Source organism: Streptomyces sp. NPDC057287 (assembly GCF_042667905.1).
Lineage (GTDB): Bacteria > Actinomycetota > Actinomycetes > Streptomycetales > Streptomycetaceae > Streptomyces.
In genome coordinates this window covers 120329-134620 of the sequence record NZ_JBHUYV010000011.1, presented here as the reverse complement: position 1 = coordinate 134620, position 14292 = coordinate 120329, and the positions used below count along the sequence as shown (strand labels likewise).

Sequence of the window (14292 nt, the reverse complement as noted above, 5' to 3'; positions counted from 1 at the left end):
CGGGCAGCATCAGGCCTGTGCGGGAACCGGCCAGGGAAGCGCGATCGACACGGTCTTGCCCCCGTCCGGGGTGGGGCTGACGCCGAGGCGGCCGCCGTACTCCTTCGCGAGCGCCCGGATGATCACCATGCCCCGGCCGTTGTCCTGCCGGACGGCGGCGGGAAGCCGCTGGGGCCAGCGCGGGTGGCTGTCCGTCACCCCGAGGAAGAACTCCACGTCCCGGTCGAGGCGGAGGTCGACGGTGAAGGTGGGCGACAGGCCGAAGGTGTGCTGGACGGCGTTGGTCGCGAGCTCCGAGACGATCAGCCGGATGGTGTCGGCCGTGTCGCCGCCCTCGGCCAGGCCCCATTCGGTGGTTACGCGGGCCACGAATCTGCGGGCCGCGGAGACCGAGGCCGGATCGCTCGGCAGAGTGACGGTTGCTTCCTGATGGTCTGCCATGGCGACGCCGTCCCTTTCCCGCCCTGACCGGCCCACGGCCGGCCTGGATTGTGCTTCGCGCCAGACTGCCACCGATGCCGCCCTCCATGACGGCGATCCACCAAGATATGCATATATCTATCGCTCATTACGGTGAACTCCGCCCCCCGACCCGCATACCGGCGCAACACTGGCCCCTTTCCGAGCCGGACCCGCCTGGGCGGCTCTCCGTACAACGGGAGGAGTCCGCGATGCGGAACGGCCCTGTGGTTCGCCGTCGCAAGCTCGGCGAGGAGTTGCGCAGCCTGCGCCACACCTCGGGACTCACGAGCCGGGACGTCGCCGGGGTGCTGGGCTGGCACCAGTCGAAGGTGAGCCGGATCGAGACCGGGGCCAGCGGGGTCACGCCCGGTGATGTGACGCGCCTGCTGGACGCCTACGGCGTGGACGACAGGCAGCTGCGGTCGCTGCTCCAGGCGCTCGCCGGTTCCGCGGGCGGCGGTGGAAGCGGCTGGTGGCACGCCTATCGCGGGCTGATCCCGCCCCAGTACCGCGACTTCATCAGTCTGGAGTCCCAGGCGGATGCCGCCCGCACCCTCGAGACGTCGGTGGTGCCGGGGCTGCTGCAGACCGCCGACTACGCGCGAGCGGTGACCCGGTCCTCGCTGGACGGGTTGCCACCCGCACAGCTCGATTCCCTGGTCGAGGTCAGGCTCGCGCGGCAGAGCGTCCTTCAGTCTCCCCGTCCGCTGCGGCTCAGCGTCGTGCTCGACGAGGCCGTACTGCGGCGGGAGGTCGGCGGCGCCCGGGTCATGGAGCAGCAGCTGCACCATCTGGCCCAGGCCGCTCAACTCCCTCACGTGACACTCCAGTTACTGCCGTTCAAGGCGGGCAGTTACATCGGCCTCACCGGACCTTTCGTAATCTTCTCTTTTCCGAGCACTTCTGATCTGGATGTGGTCGTTCTTGACCATTTGACGAGTAGTCTCTATCTGGAGCGGAGAGAAGACCTTGAGGCGTACAGCTCGGCCTTCCGCACGATGCAGGCCCACGCGCTGTCGCCGGAGCGTTCGCTGGACCTCATCGCCGCACTGGGACGCGGCGGTCAGGCGGAGCCTTCAGACTGCCCGAGGGGGGCACGATGTCCGACCGTCTCGCACAGCCCGCACCCAGGTGGCGGCGCAGCAGCCGCAGCACCGGGATGAACAACTGCGTGGAGACCGCGCCGCTCGGCGGTGATCAGCTCGCCGTACGGGACTCCAAGGACACGGGCCTGCCGCCGCTCCGTTTCTCGGCGCCGGCATGGACGTCCTTCGTCGCGGGACTCCACGGCCTCCCGGTCGGCTGACCTCCTGGGCCGACCTCCTCGGCCGACCGGGAGGGGCGCCGCCTTTCCCGGTCGGAGGAGGCGGTCAGCCGACCGGGAGGGGCGCCGTCGCGACGAGCGTTCCCACGGCGCTCCCGATCTGCCCTTGCGTCAGGTCGGCCCGGGCGGTCAGCCTCAGCCTGGAGATCCCGTCCGGCACCGACGGCGGCCGGAAGCACCCGACCGCGAGACCTGCCGTCCGGCAGTCCGCCGCCCAGCGGACCGCGGACTCCGCCGAGGGCGCGCGGACCGATACGACGGCGGCGTCGGGACGTACGGCGGTCAGACCGGCCGCGGTCAGCCGGCCGTGCAGTTCGACGGCGACCGCCCCGGCCCTGGCCGCGAGCCCGGGATCGCGGCGCAGCAGCCGCAGAGCCCCCAGCGCCGCGCCGGCGGCCGCAGGCGCCAGGCCGGTGTCGAAGATGAACGTACGGGCCGTGTTGACCAGATGGCTGATGACCCGGGCGGGCCCGAGCACCGCTCCGCCCTGGCTGCCGAGCGACTTGGAGAGCGTGAGCGTGGCGACGATGCCCTCCTCACCCGCGAGTCCGGCGGCCGCGAGCGCGCCGCGCCCGCCTTCGCCCAGGACCCCGAGTCCGTGTGCGTCGTCCACCAGGAGGGCGGCACCCGCGTCTCGGCAGGCTCCGGCGAGTCCGGCCAGCGGGGCGGCGTCGCCGTCCACCGAGAAGACGGAGTCGGTCACGGCCAGCGCCCGCCCGCCGTGCGTGTGGAGCGCCTTGCGCACCGCCTCGGGGTCCGCATGCGGCACGACGGCGGTGGCGGCCCTGGAGAGCCGGCAGCCGTCGACGATCGAGGCGTGGTTGCCGGCGTCGGACACGATCAGCGAGTCGTGTCCGGTGAGCGCGGTGAGCGCGGCGAGGTTGGCCGCGTACCCGGAGGAGAAGACCAGGGCGGCTTCGAATCCGCAGAAGTCGGCGAGTTCGCGTTCGAGCTCGGCGTGCAGCGCGGTGGATCCGGTGACCAGCCGCGAGCCGGTGGCACCCGCGCCCCACGTCCGTGCCGCCTCGGCCGCCGCCGCTGTGACCTCGGGGTTCCTGCTCAGGCCCAGGTAGTCGTTGCTCGCGAGGTCCAGCAGTTCGGTCTCGGCGGGGCGGGGGCGCAGCGTCCGGACGAGTCCGGCCTCGGCACGGCGCCGGGCCTCGTCGTCGATCCAGTCGAACGGGGCGTAGGACATGGGCGGGTCCCTTTTTGTAGGCAGCTCACAGACCCTAACCGGGTGCGCAACAGGCCAGGGTGTGGCAATACACACAGCATCGACCGGTCCTACTGTCCGGTTCCTCCTTGGCCGATGGTGGTGCGGTACGTCAGGATCAACGCCATGGACCTGCTGAATACGCTGGTGGAAAAGGGGCTGCGGCGCGAACTGCCGACCCGTGACGAAGCGCTCGCCGTGCTGGCGACCTCCGACGACGAACTGCTCGACGTGGTGGCCGCAGCCGGAAAGGTGCGCCGCCAGTGGTTCGGGCGGCGCGTCAAACTCAACTATCTGGTGAACCTGAAGTCCGGGCTCTGCCCCGAGGACTGCTCGTACTGCTCGCAGCGCCTCGGCTCCAAGGCCGAGATCCTCAAGTACACCTGGCTGAAGCCGGACGAGGCGAAGAAGGCCGCTGCCGCGGGGGTGGCGGGCGGTGCGAAGCGGGTGTGCCTGGTGGCCAGCGGGCGCGGCCCGACCGACCGGGACGTCGACCGGGTGTCGCAGACGATCGAAGCCATCAAGGAGCAGCACGAGGGCGTCGAGGTGTGCGCCTGCCTCGGGCTGCTGTCGGAGGGCCAGGCCGACCGTCTGAGGTCCGCGGGCGCCGACGCGTACAACCACAACCTCAACACGTCGGAGGGGACGTACGGGGACATCACGACCACGCACACGTACGCGGACCGGGTGGACACCGTGCAGCAGGCCCAGGCCGCCGGGCTCTCGGCGTGCTCCGGTCTGATCGCGGGCATGGGCGAGACCGACGCCGACCTGGTGGACGTCGTCTTCTCGCTGCGGGACCTGGATCCCGACTCGGTGCCGGTGAACTTCCTGATCCCCATGGAAGGGACTCCGCTGGCGAAGGACTGGCACCTCACGCCACAGCGATGCCTGCGCATCCTCGCGATGGTCAGGTTCGTGTGCCCGGACGTCGAGGTGCGCCTCGCGGGCGGCCGTGAGGTCCATCTGCGTTCGATGCAGCCGCTAGCCCTGAACCTGGTCAACTCCATCTTCCTGGGCGACTACCTGACCAGCGAGGGGCAGTCCGGGCAGACCGACCTCGACATGATCGCGGACGCCGGTTTCGAGGTGGAGGGAGCGGCCACCACGACGCTCCCCGAGCACCGCGCGCCCACGGCCGGGGGCTGCGGGTCGCACGAGGGCGGTTGCGCTCCCTGCGGCGAGACCGCCGAGACCGTACCGGAGCCGTCCGAGGTGTCGGCGGCGCGTACCGATCTGGTGGCGGTCCGCCGTCGCGGCGCCGGGACGGATCTCGCACCCAATGCCTGATCCGCTCACCCCTGCGGAACTCCGCGCCCTGGACCGGGCCCACGTCTGGCACCCCTACGGCCCCATGCCGGGCAGGCAGGAACCCCTGGTCGTGGAGTCCGCGTCCGGGGTGCGGCTCCGTCTCGCCGAACCCGTTCACGGGCGGAGCGAGTTGGTGGACGGCATGTCGTCCTGGTGGTCCGCGGTCCACGGTTACAACCACCCGGTGCTCAACGAGGCCGCCCGCGGCCAGCTGGACCGGATGAGCCATGTGATGTTCGGCGGGCTCACGCACGAGCCCGCCGTCCGGCTGGCGACCCGGCTGGTGGAGATCACTCCGGAGCCTCTGCAGCACGTCTTCCTCGCCGATTCGGGGTCGGTCTCCGTCGAGGTCGCGGTGAAGATGTGCCTTCAGTACTGGCGTTCGGCGGGGCGGCCTGCCAAACACCGGCTGCTGACCTGGCGCGGCGGGTACCACGGGGACACCTGGCAGCCGATGTCGGTGTGCGACCCCGAAGGCGGGATGCACGAGCTCTGGTCGGGGTCCCTCCCCAGGCAGATCTTCGCGGACGCCCCTCCGGACGGCTTCGACGCCGAACCGGACGCGGCGTACGCGGAGCATCTGCGCGAGCTGGTCGCCGCCCATGCCGATGAGCTGGCGGCGGTGATCGTGGAACCCGTGGTGCAGGGCGCGGGCGGGATGCGCTTCCACTCCCCCGCCTATCTGCGGGTGCTCCGCGAGGCCTGCGACGCCAATGACGTACTGCTGGTGTTCGACGAGATCGCGACGGGTTTCGGCCGGACCGGGCAGTTGTTCGCAGCCGGGCATGCCGGGGTGTCACCGGACGTCATGTGTGTCGGCAAGGCGCTGACCGGCGGCTACCTCACACTGGCAGCGACCCTGTGCACCTCTCGGGTGGCGGAGGGCATTTCGAGCGGGGACGTCCCCGTGCTGGCGCACGGGCCGACGTTCATGGGCAATCCGCTCGCCTCGGCGGTGGCCTGCGCGTCCGTCGACCTGCTGCTGGGCCAGGACTGGGAGCTGGAGGTGAAGCGGATCGGCACGGGGCTGCGGGCCGGTCTGGCCGAGGCCGCCGGTGTGCCGGGCGTCCAGGACGTCCGGGTGCTGGGCGCGATCGGGGTCGTGCAGCTCGACCACGAGGTGGACATGGCGGCCGCTACGCGTGCGGCGGTCCGCGAGGGCGTGTGGCTGCGCCCGTTCCGCGACCTCGTGTACACGATGCCGCCCTACGTGACCGGTGACGACGATGTGGCACGGATCTGCCGCGCCGTGTGCGCGGCGGCAAGGGAAGGCTGAGATGAAGATCCTGGTGGTGACCGGTACGGGCACCGAGATCGGCAAGACGATCGTGACCGCGGCGGTGGCTGCCGCCTTCCGCGACCTCCGTGTCGCGGTTCTCAAGCCGGCGCAGACAGGTCTCGCCCCGGGGGAGCCGGGAGACGCCGCAGAGGTGGCCAGGCTGGCCGGCGCCCATGTGACGGCGGTCGAACTGGCCCGCTTCCCGGAGCCGTTGGCACCCGAGACCGCGGCCCGCCGAGCCGGCCTCGCGCCCGTACGTCCGTACGAGATCGCCGACGCCGCTCAGAAACTGGCGACCGAGCACGACCTCGTGCTGGTCGAGGGCGCGGGCGGGCTGCTCGTGCGCTACGACGGACAAGGGGCCACACTCGCGGACGCCTCGCGGCTGATGGCGGCGCCCGTGCTGGTGGTGGCGCCTGCGGGCCTGGGGACCCTGAACGCGACCGCGCTGACGACGGAGGCGCTCCGGGCGCGTGGACTCACCTGTCCCGGCGTGGTGGTCGGAAGCATGCCCGCCGACCCCGACCTGGCGTCCCGGTGCAACATCGAGGACCTCCCGGTCTCCGCGGGAGTCCCGCTGCTCGGCGCGGTGCCGGCCGGGGCGGGTGCCCTGTCCCCGGCCGACTTCCGAGCGCGGGCGGCGAGTTGGCTCCTGCCGGAGCTCGGCGGGAATCGTCAGGCCGGATGAGCGGCTGAGCGGGCCCGTACGGGGGAGAATCGAGGTAGAGCCGTATCCACGTGCCCTCCGAGGAGGTCCGATCATGCGACGGCGCAGCACACCTGTCCCCCGTGACACGGTGCAACATCCGGTATTCGCCCGTTTCTACGCCCGTATGAGCGTGACGGCCGATCTCAAGGGGGGTGTTGCTGCGCATCGCGACGAGCTCCTCGCAGGTCTCTCGGGTCGGGTCATCGAGATCGGCGCGGGGAACGGCCTCAACTTCGCGCACTATCCGGGGGCCGTGTCCGAAGTGGTCGCCATCGAGCCCGAGCGCAGCCTGCGGCAGCTGGCGGCCGGTGCCGGCCTGCGCGCTGAGGTGCCGGTCGACGTGGTGCCGGGCACGGCCGAGGCGCTGCCCGTCAAGAGCGAGGCGTTCGACGCGGCGGTGGCCTCGCTGGTGCTGTGCACCGTACGGGACCTGCCCCGGGCCCTGGCGGAGATCAAGCGGGTGCTGAGGCCGGGCGGCGAGCTGCGCTTCTTCGAGCACACGCTGGCCCCCGGCGGGGCTCTGGCGTCGGCACAGCGGGCGGTGGACCGCACATTCTGGCCGACGCTCTTCGGGGGCTGTCATACGGCGCGGGACACGGTCGCCGCGATCGAGAGTGCGGGCTTCGAGCTGGGGGTGTGCCGCAGATTCCGTATTCCGGAAAGGGGCGTGCAGGTGCCGAGCTCCCCGTGTGTCATCGGCGTCGCCCGCCGGTCCGTCGTGGTGGACGGCCCGGCGGGAGCGGGCTGAGGAACCGCGGTCAGATGCTCCACCGGCGCAGCTCGTCGGCGATGGACCGGACGTCGGCCTTGCCCTCCTTCACCAGTCGGGCCAGGTCCCGCACCTGCTCCGGAGAGGTGATGACCTTCAGCCCCGAGGCGACGAGGTAGCCGTAGGCGACGGCGGAGGCGAACATCGCGTTGGAGTGCTCGAGCGCCGGCACGTGCAGGAGGAGCTGGAGCATGGCGGCCGCGCGGGAATGCGGGTCGCTGTAGACGGGGCTGCCGAAGATCTCCGCCTCGTGCCGGCTGACGGCGGCCACGAGCGCGCCCCAGTCGACGACCTGTGGATCACCGGGCGTCTTGTGCTCGGCGACCATGAGCAGCCAGGAAAGGTCGATCTGCAGGTTCAACGGGTGCCTTTGCGCTCCGTGCCGAACTCCTCGGCGAACACCGACTCGTACTGCTTCATGAAGTCGGCCGCGGCCTCGACGAAGGTGTGTCCCACCTCGCCCGCATCCTGTTTGACGAGCTCCTCTATGTAGCGGTTCACGCTCATCCCCCGCTGCAGGGCGCGCTGTCGCGCCGCCTCGGCGGTGGCCTCGTCCACTCGAACGTTCAGCTGAGTCTTGGGCACGCCATCACGCTAGCGCGTGTGCGCTAGCACTCGCAAGGGGAGCGGCACGGCATGCCGTACTGCCACGGGCGGGAGGCGTACGGCAGGCGGCGCGCGGCATGAGGCATGCGGCTGCGGCTGCGGCTGGCCATTGCAGCGGGCCACCGGCGCCTGCGGCACGTGCGTGACGCGCGGCGTGGCGGAAAATCGCGCCCTTGCGCCTGGGCTCTCTGGTTGGCTCGCACCATGACTGATCTTGAGATCCGCTGCGCCGCCCTGCCGGACATCGATGCCGTACTGCGGTTCTGGCGCGAGGCGGCGGAAGGCACCAGCATCACCGACGACCACGACGGCGTCTCCCGGCTGATCTCGCGGGACCCGGAGGCGCTCCTCCTCGCGGAACGCGACGGCCGGATCACCGGGACGGTCATAGCCGGCTTCGACGGGTGGCGGTGCTCCGCATACCGGCTCGCCGTGCACCCCGACTGCCGTCGGCAAGGCATCGCCACCGCGCTGCAGGACGCCGCTGAGCGGCGGTTCGCGGCCCTCGGCGGTCGACGTATCGACGCGATGGTGCTGGAGTCCAACACCCGGGCACACCGCACATGGGGCGCGGCTGGCTACCATCGCGAGGACCACTGGAGGCGCTGGGTCAAGTCCTTCTGAGCGCCACGCGGCCGCCACCAAGGGCCTCCGACAGCCGCAAGCCCTCCACCGACCATGCAATTTTGCCGATCCTTTACTATGGATCCCCAACCGTCCGATCCTTTCGAAAGGTGTGAGCGTCCGCCCATGGGCGAGCCCCCCAGTAGTCGACTGCGCCGGTATCACGCGATCCGTCCCTCCCTGCCCGACCACGGGGCGGAGGTGAACCGATGACCGAAGTGCTCCTGCTCCTCGTGGCGGTGCTGCTCTCCCTCGCCTGCGGCGCGTTCGTGGCGGCCGAGTTCTCTCTGACCACCGTGGAGCGCGGCGAGCTCGAACGGTCCGTCGAGCGAGGGGACCGTGGTGCGGCGGGAGCGCTCAAGGCCGTACGCAGCCTCACCTACCAGCTCTCCGGCGCGCAGCTCGGCATCACCGTCACCAACCTGGTCGTCGGCATGCTCTCCGAGCCGTCCATCTCCAAGCTGATCCGCGGGCCGGTGGAGGCGACCGGGCTGTCGCCCGCCGTGTCGTCCTCCGTCGCGCTGGTGATCGGTACCGCGCTGTCCACCGTCGTCCTGATGGTGGTCGGTGAGCTCGTCCCGAAGAACTGGGCGATCTCCTCCCCGCTGGCGGTCGCGAGGGCGGTCGCGGCACCGCAGCGCGCCTTCACCGCGGTCTTCAAGCCTTTCATCAGCCACCTCAACAACACCGCCAACCGGATCCTGCGGCGCTTCGGCCTCGAGCCGGCCGAGGAGCTGGCCTCGGCGCGCAGCCCGCAGGAGCTGGTGGCCCTGGCGCGCCACTCCGCCAAGGAAGGCGCTCTCGAGGCGGACACCGCCGAACTCTTCGTGCGCACCCTCAACCTGTCCGAGCTGACCGCGGAGAACGTGATGACGCCCCGCGTCCAGGTCACCGCCCTCGAGGTCCAGGCGACCGCCGAGGACGTGGCGAACGCCACCCGTGCCACCGGCCTCTCCCGGTTCCCCGTCTACCGGGGCAGCCTGGACACGGTCGTGGGCGTCGCTCACATCAAGGACGTCCTGGCCATTCCCGCGGACCAACGGCCCCGCAAACGGGTGTCGGACATGCTGCGCGAACCGCTGCTCGTACCGGAGACCCTCACCGTGGACCGCTTGCTGGACCGGCTGTCCGGAAAGCTGGCCATGGCCGTCGTCATCGACGAGTACGGCGGCACGGCGGGAGTCGTGACGCTGGAGGACATCGTGGAGGAAGTCGTCGGGGAGGTGCGGGACGAGCACGATCCGCACGAGACCCCGGATCTGGCGGCCGCGGGTGAGGACGCGGACGGACGCACCCTGTGGTCCGCCGACGGAGCGGCCCGTACGGACCAGCTCCGCACCATCGGGCTCCGGGTGCCGGACGGCCCCTACGAGACGCTGGCCGGGCTGATCGCAACGGAGGTCGGCCGCATTCCGGTCGTCGGCGACACGGTGGAGCTCACCGGCTGGCGGATCGACGTGGTGGACGCCTCCGGGCACCGCGCCGCGCGGGCGCTGCTGCATGCGCCGCTGCCCGGCAGCGACGAGCCTGCGGAGGACGAACGATGATCGCCGTCCAGCTCTTCATCGGCTTGCTGACCCTGGTCGTCAACGCCTTCTTCGTCGGGGCGGAGTTCGCGCTGATCTCCGTACGCCGCAGTCAGATCGAGCCTGAGGCCGAGGCCGGTAACCGGCGTGCGCGCAGCGTCATCTGGGGGCTCGAGCACGTGTCGGCGCTCCTCGCGGCGGCACAGTTGGGCATCACGCTCTGCACGCTGGTGCTGGGCATCGTCGCCGAACCCGCCATCGCCCACCTGCTGGAGCCGGCCTTCGACGCGGTGGGGGTGCCGCACGGCCTCGTGCACCCGATCTCGTTCGTCATCGCCCTGACCGTGGCGACGTACCTGCACATGCTGCTGGGCGAGATGGTGCCGAAGAACATCGCTCTGGCCGAGCCCGCCCGCACGGCGCTGTTGCTCGGCCCTCCCCTGGTGACACTCGCCAGGGCACTGAAGCCGGTGATCTTCGCGATCAACGCCTTCGCGAACGCGCTGCTCAAGCTGTTGCGGGTGGAGACCAAGGACGAGGTCTCGGCCACCTTCTCCGACGACGAACTGGCACGCCTCGTCAAGGACGCCGAGGACTCCGGGCTCGTCGACGACCGTTCGGCGGAACGTCTCCGCCACGCGCTGGAACTGGGCCGACGTCCGGTCCAGGACGTGCTCCTCCCGGTCGACCGGGTCCTGTACACCAGGGTCGGGACGACACCGGAGGAGCTGGAGCGGCTCTCGCACGAGTCGGGGTTCTCGCGATTCCCGGTGATGGACAGCGAGCAGCGCATCATCGGCTACCTCCACGTGAAGGACGCTCTGGACGCCGCGCCGCGCGACGTGCCCTTCCCGGTGACGGCTCTGCGGCCGATCGCCAGGGTGCGGGCGGCGACCCCGCTGGACGACGTGCTGACCGCCCTGAGGCGGAGCCGCACGCATCTGGCGGCCGTGCTCGACGAGGACGGCCGGCTGGCCGGCATGATCACGATGGAGGACGTCCTGCGTGAGCTGGTGGGCAGGCCCCAGACCCGCTGACCCGGGCGCGGACTGAGAGCAGGAGGGGCGCGGCCACGGTCGCGCCCCTCCTCCGTGCTCCGAGGCCACCGTCCCGGCCGTTCCTCCCGCCCGCGACGCCCCTCCGGCGTCCTCCTTCGCGGTACGATCGGCGACGTCATGGAATTGAATGCCTCCTACACCAGTTTTGTCGCGGTCGGCGACTCGTTCACCGAGGGCATGTCGGATCTGCTGCCCGACGGTTCCTACCGCGGCTGGGCCGACGTCCTCGCAGGGCGCCTCGCGGCCCGCACGCCGGATTTCCGGTACGCCAACCTCGCCGTACGCGGGAAGCTCATCGGCCAGATCGTGGACGAGCAGGTAGCCGTCGCCGCCGCGCTGCAGCCGGATGTGATCACGCTCGTCGGCGGACTCAACGACACCCTGCGGCCGAAGTGCGACATGGGCATGGTGCGCGGCCGGCTCGAGGAGGCGGTGGAGCGTCTCGCGCCGTCCTGCAAGACCCTGGTCCTGATGCGCAGCCCCGGCCGGAACGGTCCGGTGATGGAACGCTTCCGGCCACGCATGGAGGAGCTGTTCTCGCTGGTCGGCGACTTGGCCGAACGCCATGGCGCCCTGGTGACCGACCTGTACGGCGCACCGTCGCTGGCCGATCCCCGGATGTGGGACGTCGACCGGCTGCATCTCACGGCCGAGGGACATCGCCGGGTCGCGGAGGCGGTCTGGCAGACGCTGGGGCTGCCCGCGGAGAGCGACTGGCAGACCGAGATGGCCGCGTCCGCGCCCGCACGGTGGGCGCAGCGGCGGATGGACGACGCCCGGTTCGCCCGTCAGCACCTGATGCCCTGGATCGGGCGGCGCCTGACCGGGCGCTCGTCCGGCGACGGCCGGGCCGGCGCACACTTCGACGCCGGTCTGGGAAAGGCCTTCTGGATCACTCCCGAGGACGTGGCCGCCCCCGGACCGGTGACCGGCTGGCGTCGGCTGGACGGCTGACCGTCCTACCGGGCCCCCGAGGTCTTTCCGCCAGGTTGGCGCAGTTGCCACTGTTGCGTGTGTGCCTGGTGAGTCAGCATGGATCTTCACCGCGCAGGAGCATCCTGGGCACCGGACGGGGACGGCCCATGAGCGACGAGCAGCAGATCCCGGTGGACCGGATCGACACGAGCACGCCCCACTCGGCGCGGGTCTGGAACTACTGGCTGGGCGGCAAGGACCACTACGAGGTCGACCGCCGGCTGGGCGCGACGATGGCCGAGCTCTACCCACAGATCATCGACATCGCTCGTGCCTCCCGTCGCTTCCAGGCCAGGGCAGTGCGTCATCTGGCCGTCGAGGCCGGGATACGGCAGTTCCTCGACCTCGGGACCGGTCTGCCGACCGCGAACGCGACACACGAGGTCGCGCAGGCGGTGGCCCCCGACGCCCGTGTCGTGTACGTGGACCACGACCCGATCGTGCTGGCCCACGCCCGGGCACTGCTCACCAGTACCCCCGAGGGCGCCACGGACTACGTGCACGCGGACCTGCGGGATGCCGGGACGGTTCTTCGGGAGGCAGCCAGAACTCTCGATCTTCAGCGACCGGTCGCGCTGATGGTGCTCTCCACCCTCGGACACGTCGCGGACTCGGGTGAGGCGGCCGAGCTGCTGCGCACCTACCTCGACGCCGTTCCCGCCGGTAGCTTCCTGATGCTGTGCGACACCATCGAGACGGACGAGACCCGGGCGGCATCCGACGAGTACGCCGACGGCGGCGCCATGCCGTACATCTCGCGGCCGCGCGAGACCGTGCGTTCCTTCGCGGACGGTCTCGATCTCGTCGAGCCCGGATTCGGGTCGATCAGCCTGTGGCGACCGGAAGAGGCCGAGGCCGGAGTGCCGGTCGACCAGTGGGGGTTCGTGGGCGCGAAGCAGTAGGGGCCGGACCGGCATGGTTTCGTAGGAATCCACATACCGGCCCTCGGCGCGGACCTGCAGAAACCGCCAGTAGAATCGGTACACGTGACTGCTGTGTCTGCGAAGCCTCGCATCCCCAATGTCCTGGCCGGCCGCTATGCCTCTACGGAGCTGGCCGTCCTCTGGTCCCCCGAGCAGAAGGTGAAGCTGGAACGTCAGCTGTGGCTGGCGGTGCTGCGCGCTCAGAAGGACCTCGGGATCGAGGTGCCCGACGCGGCGCTGACCGACTACGAGCGTGTGATCGACCAGGTCGACCTCGCCTCGATCGCCGAGCGCGAGAAGGTCACCCGGCACGACGTGAAGGCCCGGATCGAGGAGTTCAACGCTCTCGCCGGCCATGAGCAGGTCCACAAGGGCATGACCTCCCGGGACCTGACCGAGAACGTCGAGCAGCTGCAGATCCGGCTCTCGCTGGAGCTGATGCGCGACCGGACCGTGGCGGTTCTGGCGCGACTGGGCAAGCTCGCGGCCGAGTACGGCGAGCTGGTCATCGCGGGCCGTTCGCACAACGTCGCCGCGCAGGCGACGACTCTCGGCAAGCGCTTCGCCAGTGCCGCCGACGAACTGCTGGTGGCCTACGGGCGGCTGGAGGACCTGCTGGGCCGTTACCCGCTGCGCGGCATCAAGGGCCCTGTCGGCACGGCTCAGGACATGCTGGACCTGCTCGGCGGCGACGCAAGCAAGCTCGCCGACCTGGAACAGCGCATCGCCGGTCACCTCGGCTTCGCGCACGCCTTCACCTCCGTCGGCCAGGTCTATCCCCGTTCCCTCGACTACGACGTGGTGACCGCGCTTGTGCAGCTTGCGGCCGCCCCCTCGTCGGTCGCCAAGACCGTCCGGCTGATGGCTGGCCACGAGCTGGTGACCGAGGGCTTCAAGCCTGGGCAGGTCGGCTCGTCGGCGATGCCGCACAAGATGAACACCCGCTCCTGCGAGCGCGTGAACGGCCTGATGGTGATCCTGCGCGGCTACGCGTCGATGACGGGTGAACTGTCGGGTGACCAGTGGAACGAGGGCGACGTGTCCTGTTCCGTGGTCCGCCGGGTCGCGCTGCCGGACGCCTTCTTCGCGTTCGACGGCCTGCTGGAGACCTTCCTCACCGTGCTCGACGAGTTCGGTGCCTTCCCCGCGGTCGTGGCGCGTGAGCTGGACCGCTACCTCCCCTTCCTCGCCACGACCAAGGTGCTGATGGGCGCGGTGCGTGCCGGTGTCGGCCGCGAGGTCGCCCACGAGGCCATCAAGGAGAACGCGGTCGCCTCGGCTCTGGCCATGCGGGAGCAGGGTGCGGAGCGCAACGAGCTGCTGGACAAGCTGGCTGCCGACGAGCGGATCCCGCTCGACCGCGGTCAGCTGGATGCCCTGATGGCGGACAAACTCTCCTTCACCGGTGCCGCGGGCGATCAGGTCGCCGCGCTGGTGTCCAGGATCGAGGAGATCGCCAAGCAGCACCCCGAGGCTGCCGCGTACACCCCCGGCTCGATCCTCTGACGGCCGG

At 70.7% G+C, this 14292-nt stretch carries 16 protein-coding genes; 12 read left to right on the top strand and 4 right to left on the bottom strand.

The window, feature by feature from the left end:
• Positions 1-9 precede the first annotated feature (9 nt).
• Positions 10-441: an ATP-binding protein gene (locus ACFUNE_RS22255; RefSeq protein ID WP_383570635.1), complete on the bottom strand. Its 432-nt coding sequence runs from the start codon at positions 439-441 to the stop codon at positions 10-12.
• A 230-nt stretch (positions 442-671) separates the two neighbouring features.
• Here ACFUNE_RS22255 and ACFUNE_RS22250 point away from each other — a divergent pair, with 230 nt between their 5' ends.
• The gene (locus ACFUNE_RS22250; RefSeq protein WP_383570632.1) at positions 672-1625 is read left to right on the top strand and encodes a helix-turn-helix domain-containing protein; all 954 of its coding nucleotides are present in this window, start codon (positions 672-674) and stop codon (positions 1623-1625) included.
• Entirely contained in the window at positions 1562-1768 is a 207-nt protein-coding gene (locus tag ACFUNE_RS22245; protein WP_383570629.1) for a DUF397 domain-containing protein, read from the top strand. Before ACFUNE_RS22250 ends, ACFUNE_RS22245 begins: the two co-directional genes overlap by 64 nt.
• Positions 1769-1832: 64 nt before the next feature.
• On the opposite strand, the gene ACFUNE_RS22240 is transcribed toward ACFUNE_RS22245, so the two are convergent.
• A complete protein-coding gene (locus tag ACFUNE_RS22240; RefSeq protein ID WP_383570626.1) occupies positions 1833-2981 on the bottom strand; it encodes an 8-amino-7-oxononanoate synthase in 1149 nt (382 codons plus the stop codon).
• Positions 2982-3125: 144 nt separating this feature from the next.
• Between ACFUNE_RS22240 and bioB the strand changes: the two genes are divergently transcribed.
• The 4 genes from bioB to ACFUNE_RS22220 all read left to right on the top strand — a co-directional run bounded on the left by bioB (position 3126) and on the right by ACFUNE_RS22220 (position 7046).
• On the top strand, positions 3126-4289 hold the full coding sequence (gene bioB / locus ACFUNE_RS22235; protein ID WP_383570623.1) for a biotin synthase BioB: 1164 nt from the start codon (positions 3126-3128) through the stop codon (positions 4287-4289).
• Positions 4282-5586 (top strand): adenosylmethionine--8-amino-7-oxononanoate transaminase, encoded by a 1305-nt coding sequence (locus tag ACFUNE_RS22230; RefSeq protein ID WP_383570620.1) that lies wholly within the window; start codon positions 4282-4284, stop codon positions 5584-5586. The genes bioB and ACFUNE_RS22230 overlap by 8 nt, the downstream gene beginning before the upstream one ends.
• A gap of 1 nt (position 5587) precedes the next feature.
• Positions 5588-6277, top strand: coding sequence for a dethiobiotin synthase (bioD, locus tag ACFUNE_RS22225; RefSeq protein ID WP_383570617.1), 690 nt, complete (start codon positions 5588-5590; stop codon positions 6275-6277).
• 73 nt (positions 6278-6350) lie between these two features.
• Complete coding sequence (locus ACFUNE_RS22220; RefSeq protein WP_383570614.1) at positions 6351-7046, top strand: class I SAM-dependent methyltransferase; 696 nt, start codon at positions 6351-6353, stop codon at positions 7044-7046.
• 10 nt (positions 7047-7056) lie between these two features.
• Here ACFUNE_RS22220 and ACFUNE_RS22215 read toward each other — a convergent pair whose 3' ends face one another.
• Positions 7057-7428 carry a fic family toxin-antitoxin system, toxin component gene (locus ACFUNE_RS22215; protein WP_103759995.1) on the bottom strand — a complete coding sequence of 124 codons (372 nt, stop codon included), beginning with the start codon at positions 7426-7428 and terminating at the stop codon, positions 7057-7059.
• Positions 7425-7652 (bottom strand): antitoxin, encoded by a 228-nt coding sequence (locus ACFUNE_RS22210; RefSeq protein ID WP_073750044.1) that lies wholly within the window; start codon positions 7650-7652, stop codon positions 7425-7427. The genes ACFUNE_RS22215 and ACFUNE_RS22210 overlap by 4 nt, the downstream gene beginning before the upstream one ends.
• A 225-nt stretch (positions 7653-7877) precedes the next feature.
• On the opposite strand from ACFUNE_RS22210, the gene ACFUNE_RS22205 reads away from it, so the two are divergent.
• The 6 genes from ACFUNE_RS22205 to purB all read left to right on the top strand — a co-directional run bounded on the left by ACFUNE_RS22205 (position 7878) and on the right by purB (position 14285).
• Positions 7878-8297: a GNAT family N-acetyltransferase gene (locus ACFUNE_RS22205; RefSeq protein WP_383570609.1), complete on the top strand. Its 420-nt coding sequence runs from the start codon at positions 7878-7880 to the stop codon at positions 8295-8297.
• A gap of 209 nt (positions 8298-8506) precedes the next feature.
• Positions 8507-9844, top strand: coding sequence for a hemolysin family protein (locus ACFUNE_RS22200; protein ID WP_383570606.1), 1338 nt, complete (start codon positions 8507-8509; stop codon positions 9842-9844).
• Complete coding sequence (locus ACFUNE_RS22195) at positions 9841-10860, top strand: hemolysin family protein (RefSeq protein WP_383570603.1); 1020 nt, start codon at positions 9841-9843, stop codon at positions 10858-10860. Before ACFUNE_RS22200 ends, ACFUNE_RS22195 begins: the two co-directional genes overlap by 4 nt.
• A gap of 138 nt (positions 10861-10998) precedes the next feature.
• Positions 10999-11835: an SGNH/GDSL hydrolase family protein gene (locus ACFUNE_RS22190; protein WP_383570600.1), complete on the top strand. Its 837-nt coding sequence runs from the start codon at positions 10999-11001 to the stop codon at positions 11833-11835.
• Positions 11836-11963: 128 nt separating this feature from the next.
• Positions 11964-12758, top strand: coding sequence for an SAM-dependent methyltransferase (locus ACFUNE_RS22185; RefSeq protein ID WP_383570597.1), 795 nt, complete (start codon positions 11964-11966; stop codon positions 12756-12758).
• Between the two features lie 84 nt (positions 12759-12842).
• Positions 12843-14285: an adenylosuccinate lyase gene (gene purB / locus ACFUNE_RS22180; RefSeq protein WP_383570594.1), complete on the top strand. Its 1443-nt coding sequence runs from the start codon at positions 12843-12845 to the stop codon at positions 14283-14285.
• Positions 14286-14292 lie beyond the last annotated feature (7 nt).

Coding starts and splice junctions, on each gene's coding strand:
- ACFUNE_RS22255 (WP_383570635.1), bottom strand. CDS start 441: ATGGCAGACCATCAGGAAGCAACCGTCACTCTGCCGAGCGATCCGGCC.
- ACFUNE_RS22185 (WP_383570597.1), top strand. CDS start 11,964: ATGAGCGACGAGCAGCAGATCCCGGTGGACCGGATCGACACGAGCACG.
- bioD (WP_383570617.1), top strand. CDS start 5,588: ATGAAGATCCTGGTGGTGACCGGTACGGGCACCGAGATCGGCAAGACG.
- ACFUNE_RS22205 (WP_383570609.1), top strand. CDS start 7,878: ATGACTGATCTTGAGATCCGCTGCGCCGCCCTGCCGGACATCGATGCC.
- ACFUNE_RS22250 (WP_383570632.1), top strand. CDS start 672: ATGCGGAACGGCCCTGTGGTTCGCCGTCGCAAGCTCGGCGAGGAGTTG.
- ACFUNE_RS22240 (WP_383570626.1), bottom strand. CDS start 2,981: ATGTCCTACGCCCCGTTCGACTGGATCGACGACGAGGCCCGGCGCCGT.
- ACFUNE_RS22230 (WP_383570620.1), top strand. CDS start 4,282: ATGCCTGATCCGCTCACCCCTGCGGAACTCCGCGCCCTGGACCGGGCC.
- ACFUNE_RS22220 (WP_383570614.1), top strand. CDS start 6,351: ATGCGACGGCGCAGCACACCTGTCCCCCGTGACACGGTGCAACATCCG.
- ACFUNE_RS22200 (WP_383570606.1), top strand. CDS start 8,507: ATGACCGAAGTGCTCCTGCTCCTCGTGGCGGTGCTGCTCTCCCTCGCC.
- ACFUNE_RS22245 (WP_383570629.1), top strand. CDS start 1,562: ATGTCCGACCGTCTCGCACAGCCCGCACCCAGGTGGCGGCGCAGCAGC.
- ACFUNE_RS22190 (WP_383570600.1), top strand. CDS start 10,999: ATGGAATTGAATGCCTCCTACACCAGTTTTGTCGCGGTCGGCGACTCG.
- bioB (WP_383570623.1), top strand. CDS start 3,126: ATGGACCTGCTGAATACGCTGGTGGAAAAGGGGCTGCGGCGCGAACTG.
- ACFUNE_RS22195 (WP_383570603.1), top strand. CDS start 9,841: ATGATCGCCGTCCAGCTCTTCATCGGCTTGCTGACCCTGGTCGTCAAC.